At 63.1% G+C, this 19,158-nt stretch carries 18 protein-coding genes; 12 read left to right on the plus strand and 6 right to left on the minus strand.

Features of this window, described 5'->3' with window-relative positions:
• Nucleotides 1-217: 217 nt before the first annotated feature.
• Nucleotides 218-424 carry a hypothetical protein gene (locus tag FAZ69_RS34510; protein ID WP_136892219.1) on the minus strand — a complete coding sequence of 69 codons (207 nt, stop codon included), beginning with the start codon at nt 422-424 and terminating at the stop codon, nt 218-220.
• 391 nt (nt 425-815) lie between these two features.
• On the opposite strand from FAZ69_RS34510, the gene FAZ69_RS01815 reads away from it, so the two are divergent.
• The 5 genes from FAZ69_RS01815 (at nt 816) to FAZ69_RS01835 (ending at nt 5,869) form a co-directional block, all read left to right on the plus strand.
• Nucleotides 816-1,367 carry a cupin domain-containing protein gene (locus FAZ69_RS01815; protein ID WP_136892220.1) on the plus strand — a complete coding sequence of 184 codons (552 nt, stop codon included), beginning with the start codon at nt 816-818 and terminating at the stop codon, nt 1,365-1,367.
• 132 nt (nt 1,368-1,499) lie between these two features.
• The gene (locus tag FAZ69_RS01820) at nt 1,500-2,993 is read left to right on the plus strand and encodes an aldehyde dehydrogenase (protein ID WP_136892221.1); all 1,494 of its coding nucleotides are present in this window, start codon (nt 1,500-1,502) and stop codon (nt 2,991-2,993) included.
• Between the two features lie 181 nt (nt 2,994-3,174).
• Nucleotides 3,175-4,137 carry an agmatinase gene (speB, locus tag FAZ69_RS01825; protein WP_136892222.1) on the plus strand — a complete coding sequence of 321 codons (963 nt, stop codon included), beginning with the start codon at nt 3,175-3,177 and terminating at the stop codon, nt 4,135-4,137.
• Nucleotides 4,138-4,196: 59 nt separating this feature from the next.
• Complete coding sequence (locus tag FAZ69_RS01830) at nt 4,197-5,102, plus strand: LysR family transcriptional regulator (RefSeq protein ID WP_136892502.1); 906 nt, start codon at nt 4,197-4,199, stop codon at nt 5,100-5,102.
• Between the two features lie 95 nt (nt 5,103-5,197).
• Nucleotides 5,198-5,869, plus strand: a complete 672-nt coding sequence (locus tag FAZ69_RS01835) for an HAD-IA family hydrolase (RefSeq protein WP_136892223.1) — start codon at nt 5,198-5,200, stop codon at nt 5,867-5,869.
• On the opposite strand, the gene FAZ69_RS01840 is transcribed toward FAZ69_RS01835, so the two are convergent.
• The 5 genes from FAZ69_RS01840 to FAZ69_RS01860 all read right to left on the minus strand — a co-directional run bounded on the left by FAZ69_RS01840 (nt 5,870) and on the right by FAZ69_RS01860 (nt 9,949).
• The gene (locus FAZ69_RS01840; RefSeq protein WP_439654734.1) at nt 5,870-6,853 is read right to left on the minus strand and encodes a sulfonate ABC transporter substrate-binding protein; all 984 of its coding nucleotides are present in this window, start codon (nt 6,851-6,853) and stop codon (nt 5,870-5,872) included.
• Between the two features lie 164 nt (nt 6,854-7,017).
• Nucleotides 7,018-7,593, minus strand: coding sequence for a GNAT family N-acetyltransferase (locus FAZ69_RS01845; RefSeq protein ID WP_136892224.1), 576 nt, complete (start codon nt 7,591-7,593; stop codon nt 7,018-7,020).
• A 6-nt stretch (nt 7,594-7,599) separates the two neighbouring features.
• Entirely contained in the window at nt 7,600-7,941 is a 342-nt protein-coding gene (locus FAZ69_RS01850; protein WP_136892225.1) for a DHCW motif cupin fold protein, read from the minus strand.
• Between the two features lie 167 nt (nt 7,942-8,108).
• Nucleotides 8,109-8,351 carry a hypothetical protein gene (locus tag FAZ69_RS01855; protein WP_136892226.1) on the minus strand — a complete coding sequence of 81 codons (243 nt, stop codon included), beginning with the start codon at nt 8,349-8,351 and terminating at the stop codon, nt 8,109-8,111.
• 80 nt (nt 8,352-8,431) lie between these two features.
• Nucleotides 8,432-9,949, minus strand: a complete 1,518-nt coding sequence (locus tag FAZ69_RS01860) for an MDR family MFS transporter (RefSeq protein WP_136892227.1) — start codon at nt 9,947-9,949, stop codon at nt 8,432-8,434.
• A gap of 82 nt (nt 9,950-10,031) precedes the next feature.
• Between FAZ69_RS01860 and FAZ69_RS01865 the strand changes: the two genes are divergently transcribed.
• The 7 genes from FAZ69_RS01865 (at nt 10,032) to FAZ69_RS01895 (ending at nt 19,106) form a co-directional block, all read left to right on the plus strand.
• Nucleotides 10,032-10,745 carry a TetR/AcrR family transcriptional regulator gene (locus FAZ69_RS01865; protein ID WP_136892228.1) on the plus strand — a complete coding sequence of 238 codons (714 nt, stop codon included), beginning with the start codon at nt 10,032-10,034 and terminating at the stop codon, nt 10,743-10,745.
• Between the two features lie 352 nt (nt 10,746-11,097).
• A complete protein-coding gene (locus FAZ69_RS01870; protein WP_136892229.1) occupies nt 11,098-11,508 on the plus strand; it encodes a response regulator in 411 nt (136 codons plus the stop codon).
• A 314-nt stretch (nt 11,509-11,822) separates the two neighbouring features.
• Nucleotides 11,823-12,575, plus strand: a complete 753-nt coding sequence (locus tag FAZ69_RS01875; protein ID WP_136892230.1) for an SDR family NAD(P)-dependent oxidoreductase — start codon at nt 11,823-11,825, stop codon at nt 12,573-12,575.
• Between the two features lie 44 nt (nt 12,576-12,619).
• Entirely contained in the window at nt 12,620-13,981 is a 1,362-nt protein-coding gene (locus tag FAZ69_RS01880; protein ID WP_136892504.1) for an MFS transporter, read from the plus strand.
• A gap of 3 nt (nt 13,982-13,984) precedes the next feature.
• Nucleotides 13,985-15,163 carry an L-rhamnonate dehydratase gene (gene rhmD, locus FAZ69_RS01885; RefSeq protein ID WP_136892231.1) on the plus strand — a complete coding sequence of 393 codons (1,179 nt, stop codon included), beginning with the start codon at nt 13,985-13,987 and terminating at the stop codon, nt 15,161-15,163.
• Nucleotides 15,164-15,219: 56 nt separating this feature from the next.
• A complete protein-coding gene (lra1, locus tag FAZ69_RS01890) occupies nt 15,220-16,002 on the plus strand; it encodes an L-rhamnose 1-dehydrogenase Lra1 (RefSeq protein ID WP_136892232.1) in 783 nt (260 codons plus the stop codon).
• Nucleotides 16,003-16,709: 707 nt separating this feature from the next.
• Complete coding sequence (locus tag FAZ69_RS01895) at nt 16,710-19,106, plus strand: thiamine pyrophosphate-dependent enzyme (protein ID WP_136892233.1); 2,397 nt, start codon at nt 16,710-16,712, stop codon at nt 19,104-19,106.
• Nucleotides 19,107-19,158: the final 52 nt, after the last annotated feature.

Below are 19,158 nucleotides of genomic sequence, written 5' to 3' on the forward strand. Positions count from 1 at the left end.
GAACAAAGACCGCCTGACGTCGCGCATCGGCGTACGCCGGACCAAGCGAAATGGGGGCGCTGTTCGATTTTCCGATTGCGATCCGGGGCTTGCGCGAGCTTTGCCGCAGCGCGATGCAACAAGCACGCGATGGACGGGCGCAAGCGAACACGGCACGTGCGAATCAACGCACGTTCACGCAATCCGACAAATCGAACCGCGAAGAAGGAAAGAGGCGCTACGGGAGCAGGGAAGCTACCTCGTCGCAGTGCACGGCGATGAAGGCGCGTGCTGCGACTGCATTATGACGTCGGACGGAACGACGGGAGAGGATCGTGAAGACGGACAGGAAACGGCGAAACGCAAGGCTGCCGCTGCTGCCGTCGGCGATGGCGCCGTCAGCACGGGGGCAACCCCGCAACTGACTTCGATCCCACCTAACCAAAGGGCCTCGGACTCTCACGATTACACTCGACTGGCTGCGTTGAAAGTATTGAACGCCTCATTCGGAAAAACGCACTGTGCGTTTAACGAAATGGGGCATCGGTCGATGGCTTGCACCCTATTGAAGCATTTATGCTGCATTGCGTTACAAAGGTGTGACTACGACCTGGGATTCAGGATATACGAGCCAAAAACGGCGTCAATTCCTTTTATAAAATTTTTTCTCGGGGGTTTCCCTGAGCGTGAATGGCGATGCGGGGCCGAACGGAACGTGCGGGTACGTCCCCGTGTTTTCGAAATTTCTCAGGGTTTTCCCGAGCGGCGCGGGCATCAAAGTGATTAGAATATTCAACACTCGCGAGCCCCATCAACCCCGATTCGAGAATCGCATCGTGTCTATCGAAGTCGCCACCCGCCTTCAGTACATTCGCAAGAAGCATGGCCTGTCGCAGCGCGAATTGGCAAAGCGCGCTGGTGTGACGAATGGCACGATTTCTCTTATCGAGCAGAATCGCGTGAGCCCGTCCGTGGGTTCGCTCAAGAAACTGCTCGAATGCATACCGATGAGTCTTGCGGAGTTCTTCACGTTCGACGTCGAGGCGAACCGCGCGGTCATTTCACGCCGCGCTCAGATGCCGAATCTCGGCAACGAGTCGATCGAGTTCTACCTTGCCGGAGCCGGCGTGAAGGATCGCAACATGTGCATCTTGCGGGAGGTCTATCAGCCGCTCGCCGATACCGGCCCGGAGATGCTGCAGCATGAGGGACACGAGGGCGGCGTCATCGTCAGCGGCCAAATCGAGCTGACCGTCGACGGTACGACGTGGCTGCTCGACCCCGGCGACAGCTATTACTTCGAAAGCCGCTTTCCGCATCGCTTTCGCAATCCGAGCCCGGAGCGGGTCTGCGAGATCGTGTCGGCGAATTCGCCGGCGACGTTCTGAGACTTGACGCTCGATAGCGAAGGAATCACCCATACACAGTACCGGCGCACAACGCGCAGCGCGTTCTTGCCGGTGCCGCCGGAGGGATTCACGGCGCGCCGCGCATCGAACGCATAACAGTGAGGCATCCTGATGGAAACGAAGAACCTGGGATATTGGAACGAACTGGCCGCCAAGCTCTCGATCGAGGGGCGGGCATTTATCGACGGCGAATACTGCGCGGCCCGATCGGGCCGCACGTTCGACTGCGTGAGCCCGATCGACGGCAAGGTGCTCGCGAAGATCGCCGACAGCGGGGCGGAAGACGTGGATCACGCCGTCGCCGCGGCGCGGCGCGCGTTCGAGTCGCGCGTGTGGGCCGGGCTCAATCCGCGCGCGCGAAAAGCGATCCTGCTTCGCTGGGCCGCGCTGATGCGCGAGCATCTCGATGAGCTCTCGCTGCTCGAAACGCTCGATGCGGGCAAGCCGATCGGCGACACCACGACCGTGGATGTGCCCGGCGCCGTTTATTGCGTCGAATGGTTTGCGGAGGCGATCGACAAGGTCGGCGGCGAGGTCGTGCCGAGCGATCATCACCTCGTGGGTCTGGTCACGCGCGAGCCCATCGGGGTTGTCGCCGCCGTCGTGCCGTGGAATTTCCCGATCCTCATGGCGTCATGGAAGTTCGGCCCTGCGCTCGCGGCGGGCAACAGTGTCGTGCTCAAGCCGTCCGAGAAGTCGCCGCTGACCGCGATTCGCGTCGCGCAACTCGCGCACGAAGCAGGCATTCCCGCGGGCGTCTTCAACGTACTGCCGGGCGGCGGCGAGCCGGGCAAGCTGCTGGCGCTGCATCAGGACGTCGATTGCCTGGCGTTCACGGGGTCGACCAACGTCGGCAAATTGATCATGCAATACGCGGGGCAGTCCAATTTGAAGCGCGTGTGGCTCGAGCTCGGCGGCAAGTCGCCGAACATCGTGCTGCCCGATTGTCCCGATCTCGATCGCGCGTCGCGTGCCGCGGCCGGTGCGATCTTTTACAACATGGGCGAGATGTGCACGGCAGGTTCGCGTCTGCTCGTGCACCGCGATATCAAGGACGCGTTCCTCGACAAGGTCATCGCGGCTGCGCGCGGCTATACGCCCGGCAATCCGCTCGATCCGCAAACGTCGATGGGGGCGATCGTCGACAAGATCCAGCTCGAGCGCGTGCTCGGCTATATCGAAGCGGGGCGTGCCGAGGCCAAGCTGCTGCTGGGCGGCTCGCGCGTCAAGGAGGAAAGCGGCGGCTTCTATATCGAGCCGACGATTTTCGACGTGGCGAAGCCGGGCGCGAAGATTGCCCGCGAGGAAATCTTCGGGCCGGTGCTTTCGGTCATCACGTTCGACAGCGTCGAGGAAGCGGTGCAGATCGCCAACGATAGCGAGTACGGCCTCGGCGCAGCGGTGTGGACCGCGAGCCTCACGCACGCGCACGAAGTCGCGCGCAACCTGCGGGCCGGCACCGTGTGGGTCAACTGCTACGACGAAGGGGGCGACATGAACTTCCCGTTCGGCGGCTATAAGCAATCGGGCAACGGCAGGGACAAGTCGTTGCACGCACTGGAGAAGTACACCGAGCTGAAGTCCACGCTCGTGCGGCTGCGCTAAAGGATTCGCAAGCCAGCGCGGCTGTCGATCCGGAGTTTGCGCTTCAGCGCTTACTCCGGTCCCATGCAAAGCAAAGCCATGGCGCGCGCCGTCGCGTTCCCAATGAATCCGACGCCGAAGCGGCGCGCTCAACCAGGAAACTTTCGCGCGCTGCATTCGGCACATTCCATCAGGTCATCCCATGACTGAACTCCTCTATGGCGACGGCGCAATCCGCCGTCCGTCCCTCTACGGGTCCTCGATCGAAAACACTTATGCGGGCGTGCTGTCGTTCATGCGACGCAACTACACGCGCGAGCTCGACGGCGTCGATGTCGCCGTGTCCGGCGTGCCGCTCGATCTCGCCACGACGTTCCGCTCGGGCGCGCGGCTTGGGCCGTCCGCGGTGCGTGCCGCGAGCGTGCAGCTGGCGGAGCTGCATCCTTACCCGTGGGGCTTCAATCCGTTCGACGATCTCGCCGTGATCGACTACGGCGATTGCTGGTTCAACGCACACAACCCGCTGTCGATCAAGCCCGCGATCATCGAGCACGCGCGCACGATCCTGCGCTCGAACGCCAAGATGCTGACTTTCGGCGGCGACCACTACATCACGTATCCGTTGCTCGTCGCGCATGCGGAGAAGTACGGCAAACCGCTCTCGATGATCCACTTCGACGCCCACTGCGATACCTGGGCCGACGACACCCCCGATTCACTCAATCACGGCACGATGTTCTACAAGGCGGTGAAGGAAGGGCTCATCGATCCGAAGACATCGGTGCAAGTCGGCATCCGCACCTGGAACGACGATTATCTCGGCATCAACATACTCGACGCCGCGTGGGTTCATGAGCACGGCACGCGCGCCGCGATCGAGCGGATCGCGTCGATCGTGGGCGGCCGCCCCACGTATCTCACCTTTGATATCGATTGCCTCGACCCGGCGTTCGCGCCGGGTACCGGTACGCCGGTGCCCGGCGGCCTGACCTCGGCGCAAGCGCTGGCGATCGTGCGAGGCCTTGGCGCGGTGAACCTGATCGGCGCTGACGTCGTCGAAGTGGCGCCGGCTTATGACCAGAGCGAGGTCACGGCGCTCGCCGCGGCGCATATCGCTTGCGATTTGCTGTGCCTCTGGCGGCAGAAGAAGGTCGGCGCGCGCTGATTCGCGGGTACGTCGTCGATAATAGAGCGATCCACTCTTTTATCGACGACATTGCCGACATGAACGACTCCCCCGACATCCGTTTCCTATTGGCGATCCGGGCGTCCGGAAGCCTCGCTGCGGCAGCGAGAAAGCTCGGGCTGTCGCCGTCCGCGGTCACGCAGCGTTTGCAGCAGCTGGAGCGGAAACTGGATACGCGCCTGGTCGATCGCACGGCTCGCCGGCTGCAGTTCACGGAGGAAGGGGCATTGCTCTGCCAGCGCGGTGCAGAGATCGTGCAACAGTTCGACGCGCTGTTCGAGGATTTGCAGGCCCGCCGCAAAGGTCTTGTCGGCAGCCTGAAGATCAACGCGCCGCTGGGATTCGGGCGACGTTACCTGGCTCCCGTTATCGCCGACTTTCAGAAAGAGAATCCAGGCGTGGACATCGCCTTGACGCTTTCCGATCAACCCTTGACCGAAACGGCCGATCGCTACGACATCGTCGTCCACATCGGCGAGCTTCCCGCCTCGAATCTCGTCGGCTATGCGATTGCGCCGAATGCGCGCTTCGTTTGCGCATCCCCCGCATTGCTGAAGCGCTTCCCGCACCCCGAATCCCCCGAAGAGCTGGCCGGGCTGCCTTGCATCGTGCTGCGCGAGAACAATGAAGATGTGTCGCTTTGGCAGTTTCGCAAAGGACGCGTGACGTGCAGCGTCAGGGTGCCGTCGAAGCTGAGCTGCAACGATGGCGAAGTGATACGCCTCTGGGCCTGTGAGGGCCGCGGCGTGATTCTCCGCTCCGAATGGGATGTGGCCGACGATATCGCCAAGGGAAATCTCGTGCGTCTGCTGCCGGCATGGAAAGCGCGCGATGCCGACGTGATCGCTCTCACCCACCACCGCGCAGGCCTGCCTGCGCGGACGAGACATTTCATGCGCTACCTGCAGGACAGGTTCAAGCCGCAGCCGCCGTGGCGAAGCTGATTCAGTCTATTTGAATGATTGAATCGGTTTGGCTGAATCGCTCATGAGCGACGAAACACTATACTGGCCAGGTCCATAACGGAGTTCGTCAGCTCATGAGTGATTCTTCTGCACTGGCCGCCTATCCGAAGGCGGTGCTCTTCGATCTTTTGACGGCGCTGCTCGATTCATGGACGCTGTGGAACCGTGCTGCCGGTTCGGAGCAGGCTGGGCGTGCCTGGCGCGCTGAATACCTGCGCTTGACGTATGGCTGTGGCGACTATGTCGCTTACGAACAGCTGGTGCGGCAGTCGGCCGAGCGCGTGGGGCTGCCGGAATCCGCGCCGCTTGCGCTCGAAGCCGGCTGGCTGAAGCTTGCGCCTTGGCATGGCGCCGTCGAGGCACTGCGGCAACTGCAGCCGCATTGCAAGCTCGCCATCGTCACCAACTGCTCGATACCGCTGGGCCGGCAGGCGGCAGCCATCATTCCGATCGAATGGGATGCGGTGATTACCGCCGAGGAAGCCGGTGCGTACAAACCGGACCCGCGTCCCTACCGTCTCGCACTCGAACGGCTTGGCGTGGCCCCCGCGGATGCGGCGTTTGTCGCGGGCTCGAGCTATGACATGTTCGGTACGGCTGAAGTTGGCCTGCGCACGTACTGGCACAACGCGATTGGGCTGTCATTGGTCGAAGGTGCGCGGCCGCCTGATATCGAGGCTCCGACGCTCGATTCGCTGGTGCCCTGGTGCCGCGGTTTCGGCGTGCCTGCCCCGGGCGGCCTGTAATCAGCGCGCCTCGCTCAAGCTCTCCGCCGCGGCCTTGTCCTGCCAGACGTTGTCCTTGACGGTGAGCTTTTGCGGGATCAGACGCGCGCCGTAGAACGAGTCGGCAACGTCCTGCTGCAAGGCGGCGACGTTGTCCGTGACCGGCGTCGCGCCATACGGCACGCGCCGCACCCAAGTCTTGACGATCGGCAGTTCCAGCCCGATTTTCGGCGCGACCAGCGCGGCCGTTTCGTCGGGGTGCGTGTTGACCCATTGACCCGTTGCACGCAACTGACTCAGTAGGGCAGCGACGATATCCGGATGCGCTTGGGCGAATTCGCGTGTTGCTTCGTAAAAGCTGTAGGTGGGAATGCCGCCATAGTCGGCAAGCGTGCGGACCTTGAGCGTCGCTTGCGCCGAAGCGTAATAAGGATCCCATACCACCCACGCGTCGACGTTGCCGCTTTCGAAAGCCGCGCGCGCATCGGCGGGGGCGAGATACACGGGCTGCACATCCTCATAGCGCAAGCCGGCTTTCTTGAGCACTTCGAGCAGCAGGTAGTGGGAGCTCGATCCCTTTTGCAGCGCGACGCGCTTGCCCTTTAGATCGGCGGGCTTGCGCAGCGGCGAATCGTCTTTGACGAAAATCGCCTCGTTATGCGAGGCGCCCGGCTCAGCGCCGACGTAGACGAAGCGCACGCCACCCGCCTGTGCAAAGATCGGCGGCGGCGCGCCCGTGTAGCCGAAATCGACGCTGTCGGCGTTCAACGCCTCAAGCAATTGCGGGCCCGCGGGGAATTCGAACCATTTGATTTCATAGCCGAGCGGCTTGAGCTTTTGCTCGAGCACGCCTTGCGCTTTCAGCACGGCAAGCAGGCCGGCCTTCTGATAGCCGATACGCAGCACTTTTCCGGCATCGCCTTGTGCGAATGCGGAAGCGGCTGCCAGCGCCAACAGCAGGGTAGCGGCAATGCGAAAACGGGAGCGGGCAGCCGGTTGGATCACGAATGAGTCTCCATGCGAGCGAGCGGTGACGAGGGGCGGTCCCGCGCTTCATATCGAAGCGCAGAGGCCGCCGGAGTCAGCGAATCGTCGCATGCAGGTACGGCGAAGCAAACCAAGCAATTGCGATTTGAATATGACGCGAGCGCTGCGGTACCGGGCTTTTGCTACTTGCCGAGACCGTCCGGCAACGCATCGCTTCCCGCGCCGAGCGTGCGCTGCATGAGCGCCGTGTCGAGCCAGCGGCCGTGCTTGAAGCCGACGGCCTTCAACGTGCCGATCGGCTCGAAGCCGAGGCTCGCATGCAGCGACATCGAGCCGCCGCGGCCGCCGTCCGCGACCACGGCAATCATCTGCCGCCACGGTCCCGCCTCGCAGCGCCCGATCAGTGCGGCGAGCAGTGCGCGGCCGACCCCGCGTCCGCGGCAGGTCTCGTCGATATAGACCGAGTCTTCGATCGTATGGCGGTAGGCGGCGCGCGGCCGATAGGGCGTCGCGTACGCATAGCCGGCGACGCGGCCATCGAGTTCCGCGACCAGATAAGGCAAGCCGTGCTGCAGCACCGACGCGCGCCGTGCGCGCATGTCGTCGACGCTAGGCGGCGTCTCCTCGAACGACGCGACGCCGGTCAGCACGTGATGGGCGTAGATGGACTGGATGACGGGAACGTCGGCGCCGGTTGCGTCGCGAATGACGGGCGCGGTGAATTTGTTCGCACAGAGGGGGGCGTCGGTTGTGCTCATCCGTGTTCAATCGACGATGAACAACTTCGCGCCGGTGCGACTGAATGACTGGTGCGCTTCGGCGTTGTCGCCAACCTGATAGCTCGTGCCGGGCGTCAAGACGAACTTGCGCCCGTCTTCGAGCGTCGTCTCCAGTTCGCCTTCCAGGCAGAACAGGATGTGTCCTTTCTTGCACCAGTGGTCCGCCAGGTAGCCCGGCGCGTATTCGACCATGCGCACGCGAATGCGATTCTCCTCGTCGCCGAAGAACCGGGTTCGCCAATAGGCCATGCCGGTTTCCCCCTTGTGCTCGGTTCTTTCGACTTCCGCCCAGTTGGTCGTTCCAAAAGCAAATGCGTCCATCTTCATGTCGGCGTGTCCTTTTTATTGGAGGTCGTTGGAGCATACCGCAGCTGTTCGCGGACGCAACGCGCAGGACTATTCTCTGGAACGACGCGGGCCAGGCATTGCCGCACAGCGTGCGGCGGCCCGGCAATGCCATACGCGCATCAACCGTGCGAATGGAGGCTTGGGTTCTAGACGCGATGCGGTTGCGCGTGACGGCGCGGCGCATGATGGCGCGGCGCATGATGGCGCGGCTTGCGGTGCTTGGGCTTGCCGTACCGCGGGGGATGGCGATGCATTTGGGCCGGATGCGCGTGCGGCGCAGCTTGGCCTTCATCGAAACGGTACGTTTGGGAAGTCTGCGCGGTGGCGCTTGCGGTAGCGGCTGCTGCGGCGAGCGTGAGCGCCACGGCGAGCCAGGTCGAGAGCTTCATGTGTCCTCCAGGTAGGCGGGGCGAGAGGATACAACAACTCGGCGCACCTGGCATCGGCATTCGCTGAATTCCTGGCTCGTTTACTTCTTTCTGAGCGGCGCATCCTCGATCAGCCACGCGAGCGCAAACGCGAGCACGACGACACAGGCGGCGACGAGAAACACCGTATGCATCGCGCTGCCGAACGCTTGCAAGTAATCGCCGCGCAGCGCAGCCGGCAACTCGTGGACGGCCGACGGCCGCAGCGTCTGCGGCAGCTCGGCGCCGGCGGGCAGCCGCGCCGCGAGCCGCGCATGGAGCACGTTCGTGAACACGGCGCCGAACGCCGCCACGCCGACCGAGCCGCCGATCGAGCGGAACAGCGTCGCGCCCGAGGTCGCGACCCCCATGTGCTTGAACGCCACGGTGTTCTGCACGGCGAGGATCAGCACTTGCATGACCATGCCGAGCCCGCAGCCGACGAGCCCCATGTAGAGGTACAGGCGCTCGATCGGAGCGGTGACGGTGAGCGTGGCAAGCAGCAGCATCCCGATGCAGACGAGCAGCGTGCCGGCAATCGGAAACACGCGATACTTGCCGATCTTGCTGATGATGCGCCCGCACACCATCGACGTGACGAGCATGCCGCCCATCATCGGCAGCAGTTGCATGCCGGCTTGCGAGGGCGTCGAATTCTTGACGACTTGCAGGTACATCGGCAGGAACGTCACCGCCCCGAACAGCGACACGCCGACGATGAACCCGATCACGCTCGAGAGCAGAAACGTGCGGTGCTTGAATAGCTCGAGCGGAATGATCGGCTCGGCGGCAAGACGCTCCTCGTAGATGAAGCCGGCAATCGCGATGAAGCCGAGCACGAGCGTGAACCACAATTGCGGCGACGACCACGGCAGGATCGTGCCGCCCTGGCTCGTGAACAGGATGATGCAAGTCAGCGCGGTGGCGAGAAAGCCCGCGCCCATGTAGTCGATCTGGTGCTTCACGTGCGCGACGTGCGGCTTGAATGCCGCCCCGATCACCGCGAGTGCGACGAGGCCGATCGGCAGGTTGATGTAGAAGATCCAGCGCCACGACAGATGCTCGACGATGAAGCCGCCGGCGAGCGGCCCGATGACGGTCGCGAGCCCGTATACGCCGCCGAACAGGCCCTGATAGCGGCCGCGCTCGGCGGGCGGAATGATGTCGCCGATCGCGGCCATGGTGATGACCAGCAGGCCGCCGCCGCCCAGGCCTTGCAGCGCGCGCAGCAGGATCAGCTGCGGCATGTTCTGCGCGAGCCCGCATAGCGCCGAGCCGAGCAGGAACAGCGCGATCGACGCCTGCAGCACGATCTTGCGGCCGAACAGATCGCCGAATTTGCCGTACAGCGGCACGACGATGGTGGAGGTAAGCAGGTAGGCGGTCACGACCCACGACAGGTTTTCGAGCCCGCCGAGTTCGCCGACGATGGTGGGGAGCGCGGTCGAGACGATGGTCTGGTCGAGTGCGGCGAGCAGCATGACGAGCATGAGCGCCGAGAAGATCAGCCGGATCGGCGCATGCTCGCCGGCCTTGGCGGGCATGCTTTCGACCTGGGTGGCGGAGGTTTCGATATCCATGGGGGCTGTCGCCTTGAAATTAATTAATGCGGAAGTTAATATAGTCGACATTCCTTGCTTGGTCAAACAACTCGCCCCGAAGATGGCTACCAGAAAGCGCGCCGAGAGCAGCACCCCAACCGCGAAAACCTCGCCCAAACCCGCCGCGGCGGGCCGCCGGCCAGGCCGGCCGACAGGCGGCCCGAGCGGTCCGGAGCAGCGCGAGCGGCTGCTCGACACGGCGCTTGCGCTGTTCGCGCGGCAAGGGATCGTCGATACGACGCTCGGCGCGATCGCGCGCGAAGCCGGCGTGACGCCGGCGATGGTGCACTACTACTTCAAGACTCGTGAGCAACTGCTCGACGTGCTGATCGACGAGCGGTTCCTGCCGGTGCGCGTGGCGATTCGCGAGGCGTTCAACGAAAACGAGGACGACCCGGTCGCGGCGCTGACGGCCGTCGCGCAGCGCTTCGTCGATATCGCCGCGGAGCGCCCCTGGTTTCCGTCGCTATGGGTACGGGAAGTCATCAGCGATGCCGGTTTGCTGAAGCAGCGCATGGACGACCGCTTCAGGGATACGCACCGCAAAAGAGCGCTTCGATGGATCATCCGCTGGCAAAAGGAGGGCCGCCTGAATCCGGACCTCGAGCCTGCGCTCGTCTTCCCGACGCTGCTCGGCCTCACGCTGTTGCCGCTGGCGGCCTCGACGACCTGGCGCGCAGATCCGGAGCGGCGCCAGATCGGCACGCGGGAAATTGCGCGGCACGCTGTCGCGGTGCTCACAAGCGGCGTCGGAGCGCGTACCCGTAATAGCTGACTGGATGCCGACATATCGCCGGGCCCGGGTCTTGCGGCATTCAGCGGCGAACCTCGCGCGCCATGCTTGAAAACCGGCTTGATGGCCCCCAAATGGCGGCCGTCGGTCATGGGCGTTTCTTGCTCGCGTGTTAGCGTGCTGCCCGTCACGTTTGCGCGCGCGGGCGCCGCGCTGCATGGGGCGCGGCGCGGCAACTCACGTTACGCATTCGGGCCGGAAACTTCGGCACACGTCCGCGAGTCGTCAGCCGCCATGAAACGGTTGCAACGGATGCGTGCAAAAAAAGCAGATTGATTGGTGACACGCCGCTTGGCTCGTGGCGTTTCGCGTCGTATCGGGTGGTAAAGAACATATGGACGGAGCATTGAGACTTGACCGGGCGACGATCGTCCTCGTGGAGGACGATCCGCAGAACCGGGATTCGCTCGTGATGTTGCTGGAGTCGGAAGGGGCGCAAGTCGTGGCGGTGGCGGATGCGGAAGAGGGCGTGGAAGCGGCGATGCGGGTGCTGCCCGACGCCGTCGTCTGCGATCTCGACCTGCCGGCGATGGACGGTTTCTATTTGATTCAGCGCTTGCGCGATTACGAGCTCTGCACGAATCACAGCCCGTGCGTCGCGGTCGCGATCACCGGGCACACCGACGAGGCCTACCGGCTTCGCAGCATCGGCGAAGGTTTTCAGCACTTCATGACGAAACCCGCGCAGCCCGAAGCGCTCGTGGCGCTGCTGCACGAATCGATCGGCGCTCGCGCGGCGGGCTGACGCCGTTTGCACGAGGCGGCGTGCGCGCTTTTTCCCGCTGGCGGCTGCCACCGCCAGCGACGGCCATCTTTTTTTCTTTGGCGTCAGACTCTTACGCATTCTTCCCGCAGGTTGTCCACAAGCTTGCCAACAAAAACTGTGGACAAATCTGCGTAAGCAAAAGGGCAGCCACACCTTATCCACCGGGCGGATCGCAATCCGCTTTCGCTATCTCCCGATCCAATACGCGAATTGTCCTGCTATCGACCCTGTCGATATAGTCGAACGCATGACATCAACGGCGCGCTTCGATTGCGCCACGCGTGGAGGAAGACATGAATCGAATCGATCTGGACCATCGTGTTGTCGTCGTGACGGGCGGCGCACGCGGGATCGGCTATGCGGTTGCGCAACGCGCGCTTCGTTCCGGGGCGGCGGTCGCGCTCTGGGATCTCGACGCCGAGCGCCTGTCGCGCAGCCAGGCGGAATTGAGCGGGCTCGGCAAGGTGAGCGCCTTTGCCGTTGAGCTGACCGACGAGGCGGCCGTCGCGAGCGCCACGCAGGAAACGGTCGCGGCGTTCGGCTCGCTCGACGTGCTCATCAACTGCGCCGGCATCACCGGCGGCAACGGCGTGACCTGGGAACTCGCCCCCGACGTGTGGCGCCGTGTCATCGAAGTCAATCTGATCGCGCCATACCTGACCTGCCGTGCAGTCGTGCCGCAGATGCTCAAGCAGGGCTATGGACGCATCGTCAACATCGCGTCGGTCGCGGGCAAGGAAGGAAATCCGAACGCCTCGCATTACAGCGCGTCGAAGGCGGGCCTGATCGGGCTCACGAAGTCGCTCGGCAAAGAGCTCGCGACCAAGAACATCCTCGTCAATGCGGTCACGCCGGCGGCGGCGAAGACCGAGATCTTCGATTCGATGTCCCAGCAGCACATCGACTACATGCTCTCGAAAATTCCGATGAACCGCTTCCTGCTGCCGGAAGAGGCGGCGTCGCTGATCCTGTGGCTGGCGTCCGAGGATTGCGCGTTCAGCACGGGCGCGGTGTTCGATTTGTCGGGCGGCCGTGCGACTTACTGAGCGCTGAAGCGCCAACTCTGGCCGACAGGAGAGAGACAACCATGATGGAGACGACGCGTTGCGCGGCAGAGTCGAGCGCGACACGCAAGACGATGCGGCACCTGCTGCCGTTCCTGCTGCTGATGTATGTGCTGGCGTTTCTCGACCGCGCCAATATCGGCTTCGCGCAGCACGCACTGCGGCACGACACGGGCCTTTCCGACAGCGCGTTCGCGTTCGGCGCGGGGGTGTTCTTCATCGGCTATGCGCTCTTCGAGGTGCCGAGCAATCTTGCGCTGCATCGCTTCGGCGCGCGCGGCTGGATGTGCCGGATCATGGTGACCTGGGGCCTCGTCTCGGCCTGCATGGCATTCGCGCACACGGCGCCCGTGTTCTATACGCTGCGCTTTCTTCTCGGCGTGGCGGAAGCGGGCTTTTTCCCCGGCATCGTCTATTGCCTGTCGCGCTGGTTTCCGCAGCGCTCGCGGGCGCGCGCGCTCGGCCTGTTCTATTTCGGCGCGCCGCTGGCCTTCATTATCGGCGGACCGCTGTCGGGCATGCTGCTCGATCTGCACGGCGCATTCGGCATCGCGGGCTGGCAATGGATGTTCATCGTCGAGGGGTTGCTCGCGTCGGCGGTCGGTGTGTGGGCGTTCTGGTATCTCGACAACAGGCCTTCCGACGCGCGCTGGCTCGGTGCTGACGAACGCAACGCGCTCGAGGCAGCAGTCGGCGAGGACGCGCGTTCCGCTGCGGCGCATGGGCCGCATAGCGTGGCCGGCGCGCTCACCGACGCGCGCGTGCTGATGCTCGCGGCCATTTATCTGCTGATCCAGGTCAGCGTCTACGGCGTGATTTTCTATTTGCCGCAGCAGGTGGCGCAGCTGCTTGGCACGAAGGTGGGCGCCGAAGTCGGTTTCGTGACCGCGCTGCCGTGGCTGTGCGCGGTGATCGCAACCTGGCTCGTGCCGCGCCGTGCCGATCGCAGCGGCACGCATCGCGGTTGGGCGATCGGCTTGCTGCTTGTCTCAGGCATCGGTGTGATCGTCTCGGGCATGACGCCGAGCGCGGCTGTCGGGCTGATCGCGCTCGCTTGCGCGGCGAGCGGCTTCATTGCCGCGCAGCCGCTGTTCTGGACCTTTCCGACGCGTTATCTGACAGGCGCGCCCGCCGCCGGCGGCATCGCGCTGATCAATTCGATCGGCAGTCTCGGCGGCTTTCTCGCGCCGACCTTGCGCATCGGGGCCGAGCATGCGTTTGCCTCGGCCGCCGCCGGTCTTGCCGTGCTCGGCGCGGCGAGCCTCGCGGCAGCGTTGCTGATTGCCGCTGCAGTGCGCCGCCAGCCGGCGCTGCAGGCCGGCAACGGCGCCACCCAAACTTTCATCGCCGACGCCCAAGCCGCATCGGCTTCCACTCGACGGAGCTAACTCATGGCAATGCCTACCATCCGGCACGTCCGCGCGTTCACGGTGCGCGGCGGCGGCGCCGACTATCACGACCAGGGCGCCGATCACTGGATCGACGACCACATCTCGACGCCGATGGGGCGCTATCCCGAGTACCGGCAGAGCCGCCAGTCGTTCGGGATCAACGTGCTCGGCTCGCTGGTGGTCGAGATCGAAGCGAGCGACGGCACCGTCGGCTTCGCGGTGACGACGGGCGGCGAGATCGGCGCGTTCATCGTCGAGCGGCATCTCGCACGGTTTCTCGAAGGGCAGCTCGTCACCGACATCGAGAAGATGTGGGACCAGATGTACTACGCGACGCTCTACTACGGACGCAAGGGCGTGGTGCTGAACACGATTTCCGGTGTCGATCTCGCGTTGTGGGATCTGCTCGCGAAGGTGCGCAAGGAGCCGGTGTACCAGTTGCTGGGCGGCCCGGTGCGCGACGAGCTGACGTTCTACGCGACGGGCGCGCGGCCCGATCTCGCGAAGCAGATGGGTTTCATCGGCGGGAAGATGCCGCTGCAGCATGGGCCGGCGGAGGGCGAGGAGGGCCTGAAGCTCAATCTCGAGAAGCTCGCCGGCATGCGCGAGAAAGTCGGCGGCGATTTCTGGCTGATGTTCGATTGCTGGATGAGCCTCGACGTCAACTATGCGACGCGTCTGGCGCAGGCCGCGCACGAATACGGGCTGAAGTGGGTGGAGGAGTGCCTGTCGCCGGATGACTATTGGGGATACGCGCAACTGCGCAAGAACGTGCCGCACGGCATGCTCGTCACGACCGGCGAGCACGAAGCGACGCGCTGGGGCTTTCGGCTGCTGCTCGAGATGGGCTGCTGCGACATCATCCAGCCCGACGTCGGCTGGTGCGGCGGCATCACTGAGCTGATCAAGATCTCGGCGCTTGCCGATGCGCACAATGCGCTCGTTGTGCCGCACGGGTCGTCGGTGTACAGCTATCACTTCGTCGTCACGCGGCATAATTCGCCGTTTGCCGAGTTCCTCATGATGGCGCCGCAAGCCGACCAGGTCGTGCCGATGTTCAACCCGCTCCTGCTCGACGAGCCGGTGCCCGTGAACGGCCGCATGAAGGTGCCCGACACGCCGGGCTTCGGCGTGCGGCTCAATCCCGAGTGCAAGCTACACCGGCCTTACCAGCATTGAAGCGAGCGAACGTGCGGCTGCGGCTGGCGGCCCGCATCCCGCAGAAGGAGAACAGGATGTTGCTGAAGGACAAGATAGTGATCGTGACGGGTGCGTCCCGCGGCATCGGCCGCGCCATCGCGGTGACGGCGGCCCGCGAGGGCGCCGACGTCGTGCTCAATTACTGGGGCGACAACGATGCGGCCTACGACCGTCGCCCGGCGATTCGCGAGGTGCTCGACGATATCGCGTCGCTGGGGCGGCGCGCGATCGCGGTCGAGGGCAACGTCGCCGCGCGCGAGACCGGGCCGGCGCTCATGCGCGCGGCCGTCGACGCGTTCGGACGTGTCGACGTGCTTGCGAGCAACGCCGGCATCTGCCCGTTCCATGCGTTCCTCGACATGCCGCCCGAGGTGTTCGAGACGACGATGGCGGTCAATCTGCACGGCGCGTTCTATGTGACGCAGGCGGCCGCGAACCAGATGAAGGCGCAGGGCACGGGCGGCGCAATCGTGGCGACGAGCTCGATCAGCGCGCTCGTGGGCGGCGGAATGCAGACGCACTACACGCCGACGAAGGCGGGCGTGCATTCGCTGATGCAATCGTGCGCGATTGCGCTGGGGCCTTATGGCATTCGCTGCAATTCGGTGATGCCGGGGACGATCGCCACCGATCTCAATGCGGAGGATTTGTCGGATGCGGGGAAGAAGGCGTACTTCGAAAAGCGCATTCCGCTAGGGCGGCTGGGGGCGCCTGAAGACGTCGCCGAATGCGTGGTGTTTCTCGCGTCGGACAGGGCGCGGTATGTGACGGGCGCGGCGTTGCTGGTGGATGGGGGGATGTTTGTGAATTTGCAGTAAATGCCGATGTCCGCATTGCAGACAAGGTCATCTAATACCGCGCTTCGATCGTCCGCGCGCCATCGTAACCGTGGTGGCGTGCACCACCGAACGGACAGCGGGGCATGGCGGCGGCCGATCTCCTCAGCACCCCATGTTTGTCGGGAAAATGAAAGCCTGGATAAGTCCAACTGGCTGGATATCATTTCACCTTGAAACTTCCGAGGAGTTATCTAATATCATTGCTGATCTTGCGTTTTGCATATTAAAGGTGAATTGATCCAATATAGACAGGTCTTTTTTATCAAATGGTGTCTTTAGCATTGAGGCGCTCGAAGTTATCGCGGATACGTTGAGTTTTTTAATCGATTCAATCAAGCGGAGCTTTTATGGAGTTCAGCCGATTGGATCAACGACTGCGTCGCCGGCAACGAAAAAATTGCTGGCACTTGCCGCGAAGCCAACCGCGTCCGACAAGCGGTTTCATAAGTTTCCTCCGCATCGGCGCAGGCTGGCACTCATTCGAGTGCCATTACACCACCGGCGCACGCCATGCCATGAAATAGCGCTTTTTGCCTCGTTGAATTCGGCCGAATGAAATCGGCGTGATGCTCAATAGACACGCCGACTCGATTCTTGAAATCGATTTGCGGTAGTGCCGTAACTACGGGTAATCGATCTGGAACAAAAGGCGACGGATTCCCCATCATCGAAAACGTGAGGACGCTATGGTTATCGCTCGCAACAAGCAAGAACTCTTCGTCGCGATCGTGTCCGGTGATCGGAGTTTCGCCAATACCATTGCTTCCGCGCTACGCCACCTCGGGCGCGACGAGAGGCAGATCACCGGAATGTCATTTGACGATCCGTCATCTGATTTTGAACATCCGGTGTTCCGCACGCTTTCCGAACGCGCGAACACCTACCTCGACGAAGCGCTTCCGGATGCTCTGATCAAACTCGTCAACGTCGCACGTCTCGACGAATTGGATATCGCGCTCAAGGAGCGGCTGCGGACCTTGCAGCGGACCACCGACGGCCCGAGACCATGGAGCGACGGCACAACCGTGCTGTTCCTGATCGATACCCGCACCGCCTCGACCAGCCCGAATAGCGATGCCCGGTTCAACATCGCAAAGGCCACCCTCTTTCGCGTTTGCGAAAAATTCGGAATTTCGCTGTCGCCATACTCCGTCTGCATCTATGACGAGTTTGACGAGAGCATCGTTTATTCCCACACCTTTGGAAGCAGGCGCAAGCTTCCTGATGAGAAATGGGTGCTTGCGGTGGACGCCATTCGCGCGTTCACCGATCTGGTTCAAACGCGCCACGCGAATGCGCGCGCCATACTGCCGGAAACCGAGACCAAGATTAGCCTCTCGATTGCCCTGACCGATTTTCTAACCAGGCAAGCCGGCACGCGGTGGGGATTCCACTTCTTCACGGGGACGATTGTCTCGAAGCTGATTCAGGACTGCGCCACGGCCGCTCGCTGGGCCGGCAACCCGGTGTTGCGAGGCGCCAATGAACACAGTCTCGCCGCCGGCGCCCTGGCGCGCTGGCAACTGCAGCAAGCGCCTTTCCTCATCGTCGTTACCGCCGCCATGGTTGACGAGTTCAGGGGCACGCTGGCCAATCTCAGAGCGGCTCAGGCAAAAGGCTTCATCGTCTTTGGAGAGACCGAGCCCGGCGTCTGGCAGCCCTTTCAAGGGACAGTGCATCGTGACGAAGATGCGCGAGCGGTCATGGCCGCACGTGGCATCCCGTGCGTCTACCTCACTGACCCGGACCGGCTTGGGCAGGATCTGACCGCTGCGTTTGAAGCCTATCATCGGCGCCAGGGGCCAGTCGCGATCATTGCTTCGCCGACCATACTGCGCTACGCCGAACCGATTGAAATACCCAAACCAGAACCCGTCGCCGCCCAGCCGAATGCAAGCGACGACAGCATCGACGCAGTAGCGCGTCTCCTCAACGAGGAGCCGTGCGTCGTGGTGTGTCAGTGCGGCCATCTCTCCGAATCCGAGCGCAATCTTGTTTATGAAATCGCGCATCAAACGGGTATCGCTCTCGTCGATTCTCTAGCCCGTCCCGGCACCACGGCGCGATACGACAACGGACGCGTCGTTGACGAATTCCTCGGAACGATGAGCTTATACGGCTGCTCATCCTCGGTGTGGCATCTGCTCCACCCGGCTGGACGCCCATTGGAGCACGACGAGAACGCGGTTATTTTTTTGAAGAGCCGGATCACGGATCTAGCGACGCCTTTTAGCGAAAGCGTGCTGCGTGATCGCATTCGGGTGGTCCAGGTAACCGATACGCCATCGCATATCGCGCCATTTACGGACCTCCCGGTTGTCGACGAACTTCATTCCTTTCTCGTTCGTCTCAAGCCTCGCATTGCGCCCAAATACTGGATCGTCGAAAGACGCCGTACGGCGATCGCCGAGGCCCGTGCCCGCCCACTCGACCCGCTCGTCGCGGTGCCTTCCATGCCGATGAGCTCCGAATACTTCTTTGCGCAGCTCAACGCCGTGCTTGAAGAACTCATCGCCAACCACAACTACACCTACACGGGTTTTTATGACGTCGGCCGCGGCGGCATTTCCGCTGTCAGGAATCTGGTGCGAACTGGCGAAGGCGTGTCCGGTTGGTACGGACGCGCACTCATGGGCGACGCACTCGAGGCCATTCCCGCCGTGGCGCTCAGCAGCCGTCGCAACATTCTCGGTTTTATCGGAGACGGCGCACTGCAACTCGTTCCCTCGATCTTGCCCGCTCTGCGCCAGCAACTTTGCTACGAGGGAGCGCGTATCGAAGGCAACGTCAGCATCTTCCATTTGCTCAATGGCGGCTTCTCGATCATCCGCTCATACCGCGAACTGCAGCAGTCGGCGAATACCGACGCGCAAATGTCGTTGCTCACATCCGTTGAGGGCGACTGGCAGACCCAGTACGGTGAGACGGAAATCGCTCATCAGCGGTTGGTCGACCTGAATCCGGCGGCCTTATCGGCCAAGCTGCTTGCTCCCGCGACACTCAATCTGTTCTCCGTCTACCTGGCGCACGATAACGAGGGAGACTCGGTTCTTCCGCTATCGCGGAAGAACTGGAGGATGTGAGGTTCTGCCGTATCACGCATTGGACTCGCTGCCGTATTTCGAGCACCCGCCG

The sequence above is a fragment of the Trinickia terrae genome, assembly GCF_005144415.1.
Lineage (GTDB): Bacteria > Pseudomonadota > Gammaproteobacteria > Burkholderiales > Burkholderiaceae > Trinickia_A > Trinickia_A terrae.